15 protein-coding genes and 1 riboswitch are annotated in these 14049 nt (G+C 69.5%); of the genes, 11 read left to right on the top strand and 4 right to left on the bottom strand.

Features of this window, described 5'->3' with window-relative positions; genetic code table 11:
• Nucleotides 1-123: 123 nt before the first annotated feature.
• The 4 genes from ACVCL3_RS07415 to ACVCL3_RS07430 are packed head-to-tail and all read left to right on the top strand — an operon-like array spanning nt 124 to nt 3225.
• Nucleotides 124-735 carry a YceI family protein gene (locus tag ACVCL3_RS07415; protein WP_447100864.1) on the top strand — a complete coding sequence of 204 codons (612 nt, stop codon included), beginning with the start codon at nt 124-126 and terminating at the stop codon, nt 733-735.
• Nucleotides 732-1310 (top strand): cytochrome b, encoded by a 579-nt coding sequence (locus ACVCL3_RS07420; RefSeq protein ID WP_447100865.1) that lies wholly within the window; start codon nt 732-734, stop codon nt 1308-1310. Before ACVCL3_RS07415 ends, ACVCL3_RS07420 begins: the two co-directional genes overlap by 4 nt.
• A complete protein-coding gene (locus ACVCL3_RS07425) occupies nt 1307-1855 on the top strand; it encodes a YceI family protein (RefSeq protein WP_136257514.1) in 549 nt (182 codons plus the stop codon). Before ACVCL3_RS07420 ends, ACVCL3_RS07425 begins: the two co-directional genes overlap by 4 nt.
• Nucleotides 1856-1863: 8 nt before the next feature.
• Nucleotides 1864-3225, top strand: a complete 1362-nt coding sequence (locus ACVCL3_RS07430; RefSeq protein ID WP_447097115.1) for a DUF697 domain-containing protein — start codon at nt 1864-1866, stop codon at nt 3223-3225.
• Between the two features lie 101 nt (nt 3226-3326).
• On the opposite strand, the gene ACVCL3_RS07435 is transcribed toward ACVCL3_RS07430, so the two are convergent.
• On the bottom strand, nt 3327-3560 hold the full coding sequence (locus tag ACVCL3_RS07435) for a glutaredoxin family protein (RefSeq protein ID WP_447100866.1): 234 nt from the start codon (nt 3558-3560) through the stop codon (nt 3327-3329).
• 67 nt (nt 3561-3627) lie between these two features.
• Between ACVCL3_RS07435 and ACVCL3_RS07440 the strand changes: the two genes are divergently transcribed.
• From ACVCL3_RS07440 to ACVCL3_RS07450, 3 genes are all read left to right on the top strand, one after another.
• Nucleotides 3628-5010 carry an L-serine ammonia-lyase gene (locus ACVCL3_RS07440; RefSeq protein WP_447100867.1) on the top strand — a complete coding sequence of 461 codons (1383 nt, stop codon included), beginning with the start codon at nt 3628-3630 and terminating at the stop codon, nt 5008-5010.
• A 237-nt stretch (nt 5011-5247) separates the two neighbouring features.
• A complete protein-coding gene (locus tag ACVCL3_RS07445) occupies nt 5248-6912 on the top strand; it encodes an APC family permease (RefSeq protein WP_395116624.1) in 1665 nt (554 codons plus the stop codon).
• Nucleotides 6913-7057: 145 nt separating this feature from the next.
• Nucleotides 7058-7645, top strand: a complete 588-nt coding sequence (locus ACVCL3_RS07450; protein WP_447097122.1) for a YceI family protein — start codon at nt 7058-7060, stop codon at nt 7643-7645.
• A 9-nt stretch (nt 7646-7654) separates the two neighbouring features.
• On the opposite strand, the gene ACVCL3_RS07455 is transcribed toward ACVCL3_RS07450, so the two are convergent.
• From ACVCL3_RS07455 to metX, 3 genes are all read right to left on the bottom strand, one after another.
• The gene (locus ACVCL3_RS07455) at nt 7655-8737 is read right to left on the bottom strand and encodes a homoserine dehydrogenase (RefSeq protein ID WP_395116620.1); all 1083 of its coding nucleotides are present in this window, start codon (nt 8735-8737) and stop codon (nt 7655-7657) included.
• The gene (gene metB, locus ACVCL3_RS07460) at nt 8734-9924 is read right to left on the bottom strand and encodes a cystathionine gamma-synthase (RefSeq protein WP_447100868.1); all 1191 of its coding nucleotides are present in this window, start codon (nt 9922-9924) and stop codon (nt 8734-8736) included. Before metB ends, ACVCL3_RS07455 begins: the two co-directional genes overlap by 4 nt.
• 92 nt (nt 9925-10016) lie before the next feature.
• Nucleotides 10017-11027 carry a homoserine O-succinyltransferase MetX gene (gene metX, locus ACVCL3_RS07465; protein ID WP_447100869.1) on the bottom strand — a complete coding sequence of 337 codons (1011 nt, stop codon included), beginning with the start codon at nt 11025-11027 and terminating at the stop codon, nt 10017-10019.
• 86 nt (nt 11028-11113) lie between these two features.
• Nucleotides 11114-11230, bottom strand: a riboswitch (SAM riboswitch).
• A 178-nt stretch (nt 11231-11408) separates the two neighbouring features.
• Here metX and ACVCL3_RS07470 point away from each other — a divergent pair.
• The 4 genes from ACVCL3_RS07470 to ACVCL3_RS07485 all read left to right on the top strand — a co-directional run bounded on the left by ACVCL3_RS07470 (nt 11409) and on the right by ACVCL3_RS07485 (nt 13926).
• Nucleotides 11409-12155 carry a 2OG-Fe dioxygenase family protein gene (locus tag ACVCL3_RS07470; RefSeq protein ID WP_395116616.1) on the top strand — a complete coding sequence of 249 codons (747 nt, stop codon included), beginning with the start codon at nt 11409-11411 and terminating at the stop codon, nt 12153-12155.
• Nucleotides 12156-12234: 79 nt separating this feature from the next.
• Complete coding sequence (locus ACVCL3_RS07475; protein WP_447097126.1) at nt 12235-12588, top strand: DUF1304 domain-containing protein; 354 nt, start codon at nt 12235-12237, stop codon at nt 12586-12588.
• Nucleotides 12585-13268 (top strand): M24 family metallopeptidase, encoded by a 684-nt coding sequence (locus ACVCL3_RS07480; RefSeq protein ID WP_447097127.1) that lies wholly within the window; start codon nt 12585-12587, stop codon nt 13266-13268. The genes ACVCL3_RS07475 and ACVCL3_RS07480 overlap by 4 nt, the downstream gene beginning before the upstream one ends.
• A gap of 211 nt (nt 13269-13479) precedes the next feature.
• The gene (locus ACVCL3_RS07485; RefSeq protein ID WP_395116610.1) at nt 13480-13926 is read left to right on the top strand and encodes a hypothetical protein; all 447 of its coding nucleotides are present in this window, start codon (nt 13480-13482) and stop codon (nt 13924-13926) included.
• Nucleotides 13927-14049: the final 123 nt, after the last annotated feature.

Raw genomic sequence — 14049 nt, forward strand, 5'->3', positions numbered from 1 at the left:
AGCCCAATCTCAAAAGGGAGCAGAGGTCGAGATCAACCGCTCCCTCATTGAATCAACCACGGAAACCCATCGTTCAGCCCCCGGCGCTGGCAGTCGGGCCGTCGATCGGCCAGACTTCGGTGCATGTTCCGTCTGCGTCCAACCCGCTGGCTGTGGAGTCTCGCGGCAATGCTGTTGCCGCTGGCAGCGGCGCATGCGGCCGAGAACACCTGGCGCTACGACACCGTGCACAGCCAGATCGTCTTCAGCATCAGCCACAACGGCTACTCGCGGCCGTTCGGGCGGCTGCACATCGCGCGTGGCTGGTTGCGCTTCGACCCCGATGACTGGAGCACGGCGGCGACCGAACTGGACATCGACCTGGCCAGCCTCGACATGGGCGACGCCGACTGGAACAAGGCCGTATGCAAGCCGGCGCTGCTCGACTGCACCACGCATCGCTACGCGCACTTCCGCAGCACCGGCGTGACGGGCAACGACGAGCACCATGGCGTGCTGCACGGCGAGCTGACCCTGCGCGGCGTCACCCGCCCGGTGGACCTGGCCTTCACTTTCAACCGCGCCGCCCGGACCATCTACGAACTGCACGAGGTGGCCGGTTTCTCGGCCACGACCAGCCTGGATCGCAACGACTTCGGCATCACCGCCTTCCCCAACTCCATCGGTACCCATGTCAGCGTGTGGCTGGAGCTGGAAGCCGCCCGCGAGCAACCGTCGACAAAGGATCAGCCATGAGCCTGCGCAACAACGATCGCCAATGGGGCGCGGTCAGCAAGTTCTTCCACTGGATCATCGCGCTGGCGATCATCGGCAACGGCATCTTCGGCCTGATGATGGACCTGGCCGGCTCGCCGATGCGCAAGCTCAACTGGCTGGCGCTGCACAAGTCGATCGGACTCACCGTGCTGGCGCTGGTGCTGTTGCGCATCGTGTGGCTCGCCTTCGACCGCCGCCCGCCGGACGAACCGATGCCGCGCTGGCAGGCGCTGGCGGCGCACGCGATGCATGCCGTGCTGTACGTGGTGATCCTGGCAATCCCGCTCAGCGGCTGGTGGTTCAACTCGGTCACCGGCAAGCCGCTGCAATGGTTCAAGCAGTTCAACCTGCCGGCGCTGGCGGAAAAGAACGACGCGCTGCGCCACTTCGCGCACGGCGTTCACGAGTACCTGTTCTGGTTTCTCGTCCTGCTGCTGCTGGCCCACGTCGGCGGCGCGCTGAAGCATCATGTGTTCGACCAGGACAACGTGCTGCGCCGGATGCTTCCGTTCGGCCGACTGCGCGCGAACCCGCCCGAAGGAGACCGCCGATGAAACGCCTCGCCACTCTTCTGCTTGCCCTCGCCCTGCCCGGCCTGGCCGCCGCGGCGGACTACACCGTGCAGCCGGCGTCGAGCACGCTCGGCTTCAGCAGCACCTTCCAGGGCGAAACGTTCCAGGGCCATTTCGGCCAGTGGAGCGCCGCGATCAGCTACGACCCGGCCAACCTGGCCGCATCGAAATTCGACGTGACCGTGCACACGGCCAGCGTGCAGACCGGCGACAGCGACCGCGATTCGGCGCTGCCCGGCGAGGCGTTTTTCGACGTGGCGAAGTATCCCGATGCCCATTTCGTCACCACCGGCTTCCGCAAGAGCGGCAACCAGGTAGTCGCCGACGGCACGCTCACCCTGCGCGGCGTGAGCAAGCCGGTGAGCCTGCAGGTGAACTTCGCCCCGCAAGGGAGCGGCGCCACGCTGGACGTGAGCGGCACGGTGCAGCGGCTTGATTTCGGCGTGGGCTCGGGCGAGTACGCCGACACCTCGGTGATCGGTGCCGAGGTGAAGATCACCGCGCACCTGCAGTTGGCCGCGAAGTAGACCCCTCGATGAGCGACGCGTCCTGGTGGCGGCGCCTGCGCAGCCGGCTCCGGCACGAACCGGCGCGCGGGACCGCACCCACCGCACGCGTCGATGACGGTTCCAGCCGCGTCGCCGACAGCCTGCGCAGCCTGCTCGACGACCCGGCGATCCCGCCTTCGGTGCGCAGCGAGCTGGCCGGCGAATTCCGCCGCATCGAAAGCATGCTGGCCCGGCTCGAACGCGGCGAGCTGCACGTGGCGGTGTTCGGTCGCGTCTCCGCCGGCAAGTCGGCGCTGGGCAACGCCCTGCTCGGGCGCGAGGCGTTCCGCGTCGGCGTCCTGCACGGCACCACCACGGACGCCGAACACGCCGTGCTCGACGAGGCGCAGCACGACGGCCTGGTGCTGATCGACACGCCCGGCATCAACGAGCTCGACGGCGAGGCGCGCGAGAAGCTGGCGTTCGACGTCGCCGAGGTCAGCGACCTGGTGATCTTCGTCTGCGACGGCGACCTCACCCGCGAGGAACTCGACGCGCTGAAGACGCTGGCCGCCACCCAGCGTCCGCTGCTGCTGGCGCTGAACAAGGCCGATCGCTACGGCGCCGACGAACGCGACGGCCTGCTCGACCACCTGCGCCAGCGCACCGCCGGCCTCGTCCGCACCGAGGACGTGCTGGCCGTCGCCGCGCACCCGACCCCGCAGCGTGTGGTGGAAGTCGACGCGCGCGGCCAGGAGCACGTCCACGAACAACCCCGCGTGGCGGATGTCGCGGTGCTGCGCGAACGCCTGCTGGCGATCGCCGCACGCGAAGGCAAGGCGCTCTCGGCGATCAATGCCGGCCTCTACGCCGGCCGCCTCACCGACCAGGTCAGCGCGCGCATCGCGCAGACCCGCAAGGCCGTGGCGGCGAAACTGATCCACAACTACTGCATCGCCAAGGGCGTCGCCGTGGCGCTCAACCCGATCCCGGTGGCCGACCTGCTCGCCGCCGCCGGGCTGGACGCGGCGATGGTGGTGCAGCTCTCGCGCATCTACGGCCTGCCGCTGACCCGCGCCGAGTCCGGCCGGCTGGTGGCGGTGATCTCGGCGCAGCTGGCCGCACTGATGGGCGCGATCTGGGGCATGCAGCTGGTCGCTTCCGCACTGAAGGGCATCAGTGCCGGCCTCTCCGTGGTGGTCACCGCCGCCGCGCAGGGCGCGCTGGGCTGGTATGCCACCGTGCTGATCGGCCGCGCCGCCGAACGCTACCTGGTCGGCGGCAAGTCCTGGGGCGAAGCCGGCGCCAAGCGCGCCGTCGCCGATGTCGTCGCCAGCCTGGATCGCGATTCGATCCTGCGCGAGGCGCGCGAGGAAATCCTCAAGCGGTTGAAGTCGCGCTCCCGCTGATCGCAACAACGGGACACCCTACGGACCGCGTAGGGCGGGCACTGCCCGCCGCCCTTGCCCAACCTTGCACCCTGTCGAAAAGCCGGCGGGCGGTGCCCGCCCTACGGCAGACCCAGGAACGCGCGCACCGCCGCGGCGTCGAACGGCCAATCCAGCTCGCGCCCGTCGCGCGCATCGCGCAATACCGGCACGCGGGTGCCATAGCGCTGCTCGAGCTCAGGCGAATCGTCCACCCACTCGCTGTCGAAATCCGGCGCGCGCCCCTCGGCCATCACGGCGAGGGCCTTGTCGCACAGGTGGCAGTAATCGCGCTGGTAGAGGATGAGGTCGGACATGCTGCTGCGAATGGATCGGGGCGCCGCGTAGAATAGCTGGTTCAATCCTTCACCTCGCAGCGCATCCATGGCCGTCAGCGTATTCGACCTGTTCAAGATCGGCATCGGTCCGTCCTCCTCGCACACGGTCGGCCCGATGCGCGCCGCCGCGCGCTTCGCCGAACGCTGGCTGGAGGAAAAGGGCGTGCTCGACCGCGTCGCCCGCGTGCGTGCCGAGCTGTACGGCTCGCTGGCCATGACCGGCCGCGGCCACGGCACCGACAAGGCCGTGCTGCTGGGCTTCGAGGGCCAGCATCCGGACACCGTCGATCCCGACCAGATTCCCGCCACGCTCGAGCGCATCCGCGGCACGGGCCGCATCCGTCTACTCGGCAGGCACGAGATAACCTTCGACGAGAAGGCCGACCTGGTCTTCAACAAGCGACAGAAGCTGCCGTTCCACACCAACGGCATGCGCTTCTCCGCCTACGATGCCGACGGCAACGAACTGGCCACGCGCGACTACTACTCGGTCGGCGGCGGCTTCGTGGTCAACACCGACGAGGCGGCGGAGGATCGCATCGTCGCCGACACCACCGCCCAGCCCTATGCGTTCAACACCGGCGACGAGATGCTGGCGCTGTGCAAGCAGCACCACCTGACCATCGCGCAGTTGATGATGGCCAACGAAAGCGTGTGGCGCCCCGAGGCGGAAACCCGCGCCGGTCTGCTCACCATCTGGCAGGCGATGAAGGACTGCGTCGAACGCGGCCTGCGTTCACCCGGCACCCTGCCCGGCGGACTGAAAGTGACGCGTCGCGCCCCCGCAATGCTGGACGACCTGCGCAATCAGCCCGAGGCCGCGCTGAAGGATCCGCTGACCATCCTCGACTGGGTCAATCTCTACGCACTGGCCGTCAACGAGGAAAACGCCGCCGGCGGCCGCGTGGTCACCGCACCCACCAACGGCGCGGCCGGCATCATCCCCGCCGTCGGCCACTACTACCTGCGCTTCTGTCCCAAGGCCGACGACGAAGGCATCATCGAGTACCTGCTCACCGCCGCCGCCATCGGCATCCTGTACAAGGAAAACGCCTCGATCTCCGGCGCCGAAGTCGGCTGCCAGGGCGAAGTCGGGGTGGCCTGCTCGATGGCTGCCGGCGGCCTCACCGCCGCGCTCGGCGGCAACGTGATGCAGGTCGAGAACGCGGCCGAGATCGGCATGGAACACAACCTCGGCCTCACCTGCGACCCGATCGGCGGCCTGGTGCAGATCCCCTGCATCGAACGCAACGCGATGGGTTCGGTGAAAGCCATCAACGCCAGCCGCATGGCGCTGAAGAGCGACGGCAAGCATCGCGTCAGCCTCGACAAGGTGATCAAGACCATGCGTGACACCGGGCGGGACATGAAGGACAAGTACAAGGAAACCTCGCGCGGCGGCCTCGCAGTCAACGTCATCGAGTGCTGAGCCCCCCCCTGTAGGAGCCCGCTCGCGGGCGATGCCTACCTTGCAATGCTGAGCCTCAGCCGCAGGAGCCCGCTCGCGGGCGATGCTCTTGTCGAACTATGGAAAAGCATCGCCTGCGAGCGGGCTCCTGCGGGTGGGGCTTGACCCGGGGTGACTTCTGCGGGGTGACATGGGGCGGTCAATTCTGCAACCATCGGCCCCTTCACGGCGCGCTTCGCGCCGCTACGGGAACCTCGCATGACCCAAGAACGCGCGATCCGCCGCGATGTCGGCCCGTTCGCCCTGATGCTTACCGGCCTGGGCTCGATCATCGGCTCGGGCTGGTTGTTCGGCGCATGGCGCGCGGCGCAGATCGCAGGACCGGGGGCGATCTGGGCGTGGGTGATCGGCGCGGTGGTCATCATGGCGATCGCGCTGACCTACGCCGAGTTGGGCGCGATGTTTCCCGAATCCGGCGGCATGGTGCGCTACGGGCACTACTCGCACGGCTCGCTGGTCGGCTTCATCGCGGCGTGGGCGAACTGGATCGCGATCGTCTCGGTGATCTCGGTCGAAGCGGAAGCGTCGGCGCAGTACATGTCGTCGTGGAAGTGGGATTGGGCGAAGGATCTCTATCACCAGGTTCCTGGCAGCCATGGCGAGCTGAGCACCACCGGCCTGCTGATCGCCGCAGCGCTGGTGATCGTGTACTTCCTGTTCAACTTCTGGAGCGTGAAGCTGTTCGCGCGCTCCAACACCGCGATCACGCTGTTCAAGCTGGTGATCCCCGCGCTCACCGCGGTGCTGCTGATGATGAGCGGCTTCCATCCGGAGAACTTCTCCGTCGGCATCCACGGCGAACTGCACAAGACGGACTTCCCCTCGATCCTCACCGCGGTGGCGATCGCCGGCATCGTGTTCAGCTTCAACGGTTTCCAGAGCCCGGTGAACCTGGCCGGCGAGGCACGCAACCCCGGCCGCAGCATCCCGTTCGCGATCGTCTGCGCGATCGCGCTGGCCACGATCGTCTACGTGCTGCTGCAGGTCGCGTTCATCGGCGCGGTGCCGCGCGAGATGCTGGCCAACGTGGGCTGGCACGGCATCGACTTCTCATCGCCGTTCGCGGATCTCGCGATCATCCTCGGCCTGCAATGGCTGGCCACGCTGCTGTTCATCGACGCGGTGATCAGCCCCAGCGGCACCGGCATGACCTACACCGCCACCACCGCGCGCATGCTGTATGGCATGGAGCGCAACGGCACCTTGCCGAAGATCCTCGGTACCGTGCATCCGAAGTGGGGCGTGCCGCGGCCTGCGATGTGGGTGAACCTGGCGGTGTCGTTCCTGTTCCTGTTCTTCTTCCGCGGCTGGGGCGCACTGGCGGCGGTGATCTCGGTGGCGACGATCATCTCCTACCTCACCGGCCCGGTCAGCGTGATGACCTTGCGCCGCACCGCGCCGGAGCTGAACCGCCCGTTCCGGCTGGCCGGCCTGCCGGTGCTCGCCGGGGTCGCCTTCATCATGTCCACCGAGTTGCTGTACTGGGCGAAGTGGCCGCTGACCGGCGAGATCATCGTGCTGATGGTGGTCGCGTTGCCGGTGTACTTCTACTACCAGGCCAAGGCCGGCTGGCATGATTTCGGTCGGCAGATGAAGGGCGCCTGGTGGCTGGTCTGCTACCTGCCCACGCTGGCGCTGGTGTCGTGGGCCGGCAGCCCGATGTTCGGCGGCAAGGGCTACCTTGCCTACGGCTGGGATCTGGCGCTGGTGGCGGTGATCGGCCTGGCGTTCTACCTGTGGGGCGTGAAATCCGGCTGGCGCACGCCGTCGGTGGAAGCGATCCGGATCGAGGCGCACGAGCATCCGGGCGAACTGCAGGTGCCGCCGGACGAAGAGAGCGCCGAGCGCATCACCGGCCGCTGAGCGCGCCCCATTCGATCGACGAGACGCACGGCCCAGGCCGTGCGTTTTCGTTCATGCGTGCCTGGCCGTGTCGATAACGCGGAGGCCCGTTCGTCGCCCGGACATGCATCCATCTTCGGCTGCGCATTTCGAACGGGAGTCGCCCATGTTTTCCAACCGCACCGCCGTCGCCACCACCGTGTTCCTGCTCGCCGCCAGCGGCAGCGCCCTCGCCGCCGCCACGACGTACCGGATCGATCCGGATCACACCTACCCCAGCTTCGAGGCCGATCACATGGGCGGGCTGTCGGTATGGCGCGGCAAGTTCAACCACACTCGCGGCACGGTGACGCTGGACAAGGCGGCCGGCCTCGGCACGGTGGACGTCACCGTCGACATGACCAGCGCCGATTTCGGCCAGGAGCAACTCAACAAGGGCGCGCGGGGCAAGGATTTGTTCGAGACGGCGAAGTATCCGCAGGCCCGGTACACCGGCAAGCTCGTCGACTTCGTCAATGGTGCGCCGACCCGGGTCACGGGCAAGCTGACCCTGCACGGCGTCACGCATCCGCTGGACCTGAAGATCGACAGCTTCAAGTGCATGCAGCACCCGGTGTTCAAGCGCGAAGTCTGTGGCGCCGATGCGCTGGCCACGTTCCGGCGCGACACCTTCGGCATCGATGCCGGCAAGGATTACGGCTTCGGCATGGACGTGACGCTGCGCATCCAGGTCGAGGCGATTGCGGCCAAGTGAGACGCGCCCTCACCCCAGCGCCAGCACATCCCCCAGCAACGCCTGCGCCGTCACTTCCGGGCCGGCGCCCGGACCCTGGATCACCAGCGGCTGGGTGTTGTAGCGGGTGGTGGTGAGGGCGAACTGGTTGTCGGTGCCGTACAGGCGCGCGGCCGGATGGGTCAGCGGCACTTCGGCCAGGCCCACGCGAGCCAGGCCGCGCTGGTTGAGGCGGGCGAGGAAGCGCAGCACGCAACCGCGCGAGGCGGCGGCCGCGTGACGCGCGGCGAGCGGCGCATCCAGCTCGCCCAGTCGCGCCAGGAACGTGTCGGCATCGAGCGCACGCAGCGCCTCGGGCACCAGGCCCTCCACCTGCACCTCGTCGCTGCCCAGCGAGAAGCCGGCGTTGCGCGCGAGGATCAGCAGCTTGCGCGCCACGTCCTCGCCGGACAGGTCCGAGCGTGGATCGGGCTCGGTGTAGCCCAGCCGACGCGCCTCGCGCAGCAGCTCGGAAAACGGCCGGCTGCCGTCGTACTGGTTGAACAACCACGACAGCGAGCCGGAGAACACGCCCTCCAGCGTGAGCAGGTGATCGCCGCATGCGCGCAGCCGACGCAGCGTGGACAGCACCGGCAGGCCCGCGCCGACCGTCGCCGAATCACCATAACTGCCGCCACTGCCCAGCGCCGCCTGCAGCGCGCGCCAGCCGGAGAGTTCACCGCCGGCCAGCGCCTTGTTCGCGGTGACCACGTGGTAGCCGTGCGCCAGCCACTCGGCGTGGCGCGCGGCCAGCGTCGCGCTGGCGGTGGCGTCGACGATCACTTTCGTCGCCGCCTCGCTGGCGTCCAGTGCCGCGAGCAGGCTGGCGTTGTCGCGCGGCGCGCCGTGCTGGTTGAGCTGCTCGCGCAGGCCGCGCCGGGCCAGCCGGTCCGGATCGGTCTGCTGGCGCCGCGAGTTCGCCGCACCGACCAGGCGCAGCGAACGGGCCGCGTCGGTGTTGAGCAGCTTCAGCAAGGCACCACCCACCACGCCGGTGCCGAGCAGCACGATCGCCGTGGTCGACGCCGCCGCGCCGCGCGCGTGGAGCGCGTGCTCGGCCAGCACCGCGCTCATGCGGGCACCCGGCGTTTGGACGTCCGTACCGCTTCGGCGCGGGCCAGTGCGGCGTCGACGTCGCGCAGCAGGTCGTCGCCGTCCTCGATGCCCACCGACACGCGCAGCAGGCTGTCGGAAATGCCCGCCGTGCGCCGCGCCTCCGGCGCCATCGAGGCGTGCGTCATGGTCGCCGGGTGCGCAATCAGGCTTTCCACGCCGCCCAGCGATTCGGCCAGCGAGAAATATTCCAGTCCATCGACGAAGGCCTCGATCTGCGGCACGTCGCCGTCCAGTTCGAAGCTGAGCATGGCGCCGAAGCCGAGCTGCTGGCGCGCCGCCAGCACATGGCCGGGGTGGCCGGCCAGGCCCGGGTAGTAGACCTTGCGCACGGCAGCATGGCCGTCCAGCCGCTCGGCCAGGCGCGCCGCGTTCTCCTGGTGCTGGCGCAGGCGCACGCCCAGCGTGCGCAGGCCGCGCAGGGTGAGGTAGCTGTCGAACGGCGCGCCGGTGAGCCCGGTGCAGTTGGCCCACCATTTCAGCTGCTCGGCCACCGCCGCGTCGCGCGCCACCACCGCGCCGCCGACCACGTCGCTGTGGCCGTTGATGTACTTGGTGGTCGAGTGCACCACCACGTCCGCGCCGAGCAGCAAGGGCTGCTGCAGCGCCGGCGACAGGAAGGTGTTGTCGACCACCAGCAGCGCGCCGGCCGCATGCGCGGCTTGCGCGACGTGGCGGATGTCGGTGATCCGCAGCAGCGGATTGGATGGCGTCTCCACCCATACCAGCGCCGGCTTGCGCGCCAGCGCCGCGGCCAGTGCCACGTTGTCGGTGAGGTCGGCGAACTCGACCGCGAAGCGCCCCTTCTTCGCCCACGCATCCAGCAGGCGCCAGCTGCCGCCGTAGCAATCGTGCGCCGCCAGCACGGTGGCGCCGGGCGGCACCAGTTCCAGCGCCAGCGCCACCGCCGACATGCCGCTGGAAGTGACCACTGCGCCGGCGCCCTGCTCCAGCTCCGCCAGCGCCTCGGCCAGCAGGTCGCGGGTGGGATTGCCGCTGCGCGAATAGTCGTATGCGCGCTTGCGACCGAAGCCCTCGAAGCTGTAGTTGGTCGACAGGTGCAGCGCCGGCACCACCGCGCCGTGCTGGGTGTCGCTTTCGATGCCGGCGCGCACGGCGCGGGTACAGGGGGCGGGGGTGGCGCTCATGTCGTTCTCCGGGTCTTCTTCGTCGTGTCTTCTGGTCGTAGGGCGGGCACCGCCCGCCGCCGGTGCCGGGCGAATGGCGGGCAGTGCCCGCCCTACAGGGCTAGCGCCTCGCGCAGCAGCGGCGCGAGTTGTTCGGGTTCTTTCAGGAAGGCGTCGTGGCCGTAGGGCGACTCGACCACTTCGAGCGTGGCCGGGCCGCGCAGGCGGCGCTGCAACTCGCACAGGTCGGCCAGCGGCACCAGCCGGTCGGACGGAAAGCCGATCAGCGTCGCCGGCGCGGCCACCTGCTCGGGCTCGAGCTGGTGCAGGTCGATCGATTCGGAAAGGGCGAGGAAGCGATCGGCATCGAAGCGCTCGACGAAACGCCGGCCCTGGTGCTCCAGGTAATCCTCGACCGGGAAATGGAAGCGTTCCGCGCGCTGCTCGGGCGCGCCGGCGAAGCGGCGTCCGAATTCGGCGCTGCCGCGATAGGTGGTGATCGCCAGCTGCCGCGCCAGCGCCAGCGCCTCGTCGACATGGCCGCTGGCCTGGCCCAGCCGCACGATGCCGCGCTGCACGCTGCGCTGGGCGGTGCTGAGCGGGTGCGGCCGGTGGGCACCGGCCAGCAGCACGAGTCGGTCTGCCGCACGCGGATGGCGGGCGGCGAAGGCCAGCGCCACCATCGCACCGTAGGACGAGCCGACGAAGGCATGCGCGCGGGCGATGCCCAGCACGCGCAGCAGGCCAGCCAGCGCATCGGCCTGGTCCTCGCTGGAGACTGCCTCGGCGCCGAGTTGCGCGCTATCCAGCCAGTCGATCGACAGCACCCGGCAACGGGTCAGGTCGATCGCCGCGCCGTCGTTGGCCAACTCCCGCCACCAGCCGGCCGCACCGCTGACATCGCAATCGGCCGAGATGCCGCCCTGCACGATCACCGTGGGTCCGCCCACCGCGCCGTGCCACGCGTAGCCAACCTCGACTTCGCGCGGGCCGCTGCCGTACTTCGGCTGCAGGATCAGCCGGCGGCTGTCGCGCCGGGCGGCCAGGCGCAGGCACGGTTCCCCCGACGGCACGAACGCGTCGTGCGGGGTGTCGATACATCGGGCTTGGGACTGCAAGGTCATGCCAGTGGCTCCGGTCGGCATCGCCCCGCGGGGGACCGGAGTGGCCGCCGCCCGTGACTCGGCGGCGCAGGCCGCGAAACGGGTGACGCCCATCTACCGGCAGGTGCACCGCGCACCTCCGCAGGAGTTGGCACCTTGACGGAAACGCTCCGCAGGTTGCCCCGGCTTCAAAGGGCCTGTCCCTCAGCCGGTCTCGATGAGTGGGCGGATGGTGGCGCCTGGAACGCCTTGTGTCAATAGACGTCTAAACATCTAAACGTTTATATGGGTGGGTGACATTCCGTCGCATTTTCGAGCGATGGCGGCGGGCAGTGCCCGCCCTACGGGTTGCGCGATCGGCGCACTGTCCGGCTGCGGGGGATGCTGCTACCGTGTCGCCCCATGACTCCCCCTCTCGACCGCCCCGCCTTGCAGGCCCGCCTGCATCGCGACGGCTTCGCCTTCGTCACCGCCGAACACATGCGCCAGTTGCTGCCGATGCCGGAGATGGACGACTGGCCGGCCTTTCGCGCCAGCTGGAACGACCTGGCACCCGACACCTACCTGGCGGCGGTAGGTCGGCATCGCAGCCGGCGCCACGCCACGTTCGCGATCGAGCCGGACGGCACGCTGCAGCGCCAGCCGCACCAGCCGCACTGGCAGAGCGCGCGCTACAACCCGTTGCAGGGCGACATCCAGCGCTGGTTCCTGCCGATCCGGCCGGCGCTGGCCGGTGGCGCCAGCATGCGCTGCATCCTGCAGTTTGCGCATGCGCTGTTCGCCCCGATGGCGGCCGGCGGGCCGCGCCGCTGGCATGTCGAGACGCACCAGTTCCGCATCGAGGCGCGCGCCGACGAGCCTGGCGAGCCCACCCCGGAGGGCGTCCACCACGACGGCGTCGACTACGTGCTGGTGCTGCTGATCGACCGCCAGAACATCGAGAGCGGCACCACCACCATCCACGCCGATGACGGCGCGCTGCTGGGCAGTTTCACCCTGGCCCATCCGCTGGACGCGGCCATGGTCATCGACGCCCGCGTCAGCCATGGCGTCACCGCGGTCACCCCGATCGACCCGGCGCAAGCGTCGCATCGCGACGTGCTGGTGGTGACCTTTCGCGCTGCGGCGCCGGCGTCCCCCGGCGCCTGAGCGCACCTCGCCGGCGGCCATTTGCGCCATCGAATCGGCCGCTGCGACAATCACCGAACGGCCTCATCGCGAGCACGCCATGCCCCTCGTCGCCAACCTCCTGATCGTCCTGATCGCGCTGCTGCACCTGTGGTTCCTGATCCTCGAGATGTTCCTGTGGACGCGACCTTCCGGTCGCCGCGCGTTCGGCCTCAGCGAGGAGTTCGCCGAACAGTCGCGTGCGCTGGCGGCCAACCAGGGGCTGTACAACGGCTTCCTCGTCGCCGGGCTGATCTGGGGCGTGTGGCTGGGTCCGGACGGGTTCGCCATCAAGGTGTTCTTCCTTGGCTGCGTGCTCGCCGCGGGCGTGTTCGGCGGGCTCACCGCGGCGCGCAAGATCCTCTGGTTCCAGGCACTGCCGGCCGCGGTCGCGTTGCTGCTGGTGCTCGCTTGAGCCGCGCGCAGGGCACCACCCGGGAAGCGGTGGGGGCGCGCTTTGATCCGGCGCTGATGCTGCGCGCCCGCGAGCGCAGCTGGGCGGCGCTGCAGGCGATTCGCGCGCGCATGCAACCGGGCATCAGCGAACCCGAGGCGGTGGCGCTCGCCCACGAGGTGTTCGCCGAACTCGGCAGCGAGCGGTTGTGGCACCGGCCGCTGATCCGCATCGGCCGCAACACCACCAAGGGGTTCCGCGAACCTTCCGAGCCGGGCGTGCGGCTGGGCGAGAACGACAGCTACTTCATCGACCTCGGACTGGTCTTCGACGGCCACGAAGGCGACGTGGGCGATACCTTCGTGGTCGGTCACGCGCCGCAACGCCAGGCCTGCGCCGACGCGGCGCGCGCCCTGTTCCGGCAGGTGGCCGACGCCTGGCGCCACGACGGCCTGAGCGGCCGCGCCCTGTACGCCTTCGCCGCCCAACGCGCCGCGGCCATGGGCTGGCGTTTCAACCAGGCGATCAAGGGCCACCGGGTCAGCGATTTTCCGCATGCGATCCACCACGGCGGCGACCTCGGCGACCTCGACCGCGTGCCGGCCAGCGGCCTGTGGATACTGGAGATCCAGCTCGCCCACCCGAGCGAACCCTTCGGCGCCTTCCACGAAGACCTGCTCGAGGGCAACCGCCTGAGCTGAGGGTCGCGCCGGTCACAAGCTGACGCATCGCGTCGCTGGCCGCCGGCAGCGCGACCGGCCGAGGCAGGCGCAGCCTGGGCCGGCGCTGCCCGCGCTGGCGCGGCCGGCGGCGTGGACAAGACTTTTGGCACCGCTCGTGCATGAGCCAAGGCAGGCAACGCGACGCGCCCCATTCGCCGGGTCGTCGCCACTGGGGAACGAGGACACGCACATGCTGGCCACTACAACCGACTCCGCCGATACGTCAGATCGACACGACCAGACCGTGCGCCGCTTCATGGAGCACGCCCGCGCGGTCGCCGCCGGCGAAGCCGAGGGCGACGTGTTCACCTGGTTCCTGGCCGGCGAATACCAGTGGGAAATGGAAGCCGCCGGCACCTGGCTGGTGGAGTCGCCGGCAAGCCGGTTGTCCGTGACGGAGAAGGACACCATGCGCCACTTCATGTCGTGCATGCCGGCGATCCGCGACGCCATCCTGGACGGCCGCAAGGCCGCCGCACGGCGCAACGACAGCTCACTCGCGCCCGAGTGGACCGACTGGCTGGAACTGGCCGCGCTGCCGAGCTGGAACGACTTCACCATCCGCACCGCGATCCTGCTCAGCCAACTGGGCGAACCGGCGCGCAACGACCCGCACTACGGCATCGTCGCGGGCTGAGCCTGCGCCCCCTCCCCGGCTTGCGGGGAGGGTCGGGTGGCTCGCTCCCGGCAAACGAGGAGCGAGAACAAGAACCTCATCCCCTCACCCTCCCCATCCCCGGGGGAGCGGCAGCGCGTGGCG

It is taken from the genome of Rhodanobacter sp. UC4437_H4, from assembly GCF_052978425.1.

Coding starts and splice junctions, on each gene's coding strand:
- ACVCL3_RS07420 (WP_447100865.1), top strand. CDS start 732: ATGAGCCTGCGCAACAACGATCGCCAATGGGGCGCGGTCAGCAAGTTC.
- ACVCL3_RS07425 (WP_136257514.1), top strand. CDS start 1,307: ATGAAACGCCTCGCCACTCTTCTGCTTGCCCTCGCCCTGCCCGGCCTG.
- ACVCL3_RS07415 (WP_447100864.1), top strand. CDS start 124: ATGTTCCGTCTGCGTCCAACCCGCTGGCTGTGGAGTCTCGCGGCAATG.
- ACVCL3_RS07450 (WP_447097122.1), top strand. CDS start 7,058: ATGTTTTCCAACCGCACCGCCGTCGCCACCACCGTGTTCCTGCTCGCC.
- metX (WP_447100869.1), bottom strand. CDS start 11,027: ATGACCTTGCAGTCCCAAGCCCGATGTATCGACACCCCGCACGACGCG.
- ACVCL3_RS07470 (WP_395116616.1), top strand. CDS start 11,409: ATGACTCCCCCTCTCGACCGCCCCGCCTTGCAGGCCCGCCTGCATCGC.
- ACVCL3_RS07455 (WP_395116620.1), bottom strand. CDS start 8,737: ATGAGCGCGGTGCTGGCCGAGCACGCGCTCCACGCGCGCGGCGCGGCG.
- ACVCL3_RS07485 (WP_395116610.1), top strand. CDS start 13,480: ATGCTGGCCACTACAACCGACTCCGCCGATACGTCAGATCGACACGAC.
- ACVCL3_RS07435 (WP_447100866.1), bottom strand. CDS start 3,560: ATGTCCGACCTCATCCTCTACCAGCGCGATTACTGCCACCTGTGCGAC.
- ACVCL3_RS07440 (WP_447100867.1), top strand. CDS start 3,628: ATGGCCGTCAGCGTATTCGACCTGTTCAAGATCGGCATCGGTCCGTCC.
- ACVCL3_RS07475 (WP_447097126.1), top strand. CDS start 12,235: ATGCCCCTCGTCGCCAACCTCCTGATCGTCCTGATCGCGCTGCTGCAC.
- ACVCL3_RS07430 (WP_447097115.1), top strand. CDS start 1,864: ATGAGCGACGCGTCCTGGTGGCGGCGCCTGCGCAGCCGGCTCCGGCAC.
- ACVCL3_RS07445 (WP_395116624.1), top strand. CDS start 5,248: ATGACCCAAGAACGCGCGATCCGCCGCGATGTCGGCCCGTTCGCCCTG.
- metB (WP_447100868.1), bottom strand. CDS start 9,924: ATGAGCGCCACCCCCGCCCCCTGTACCCGCGCCGTGCGCGCCGGCATC.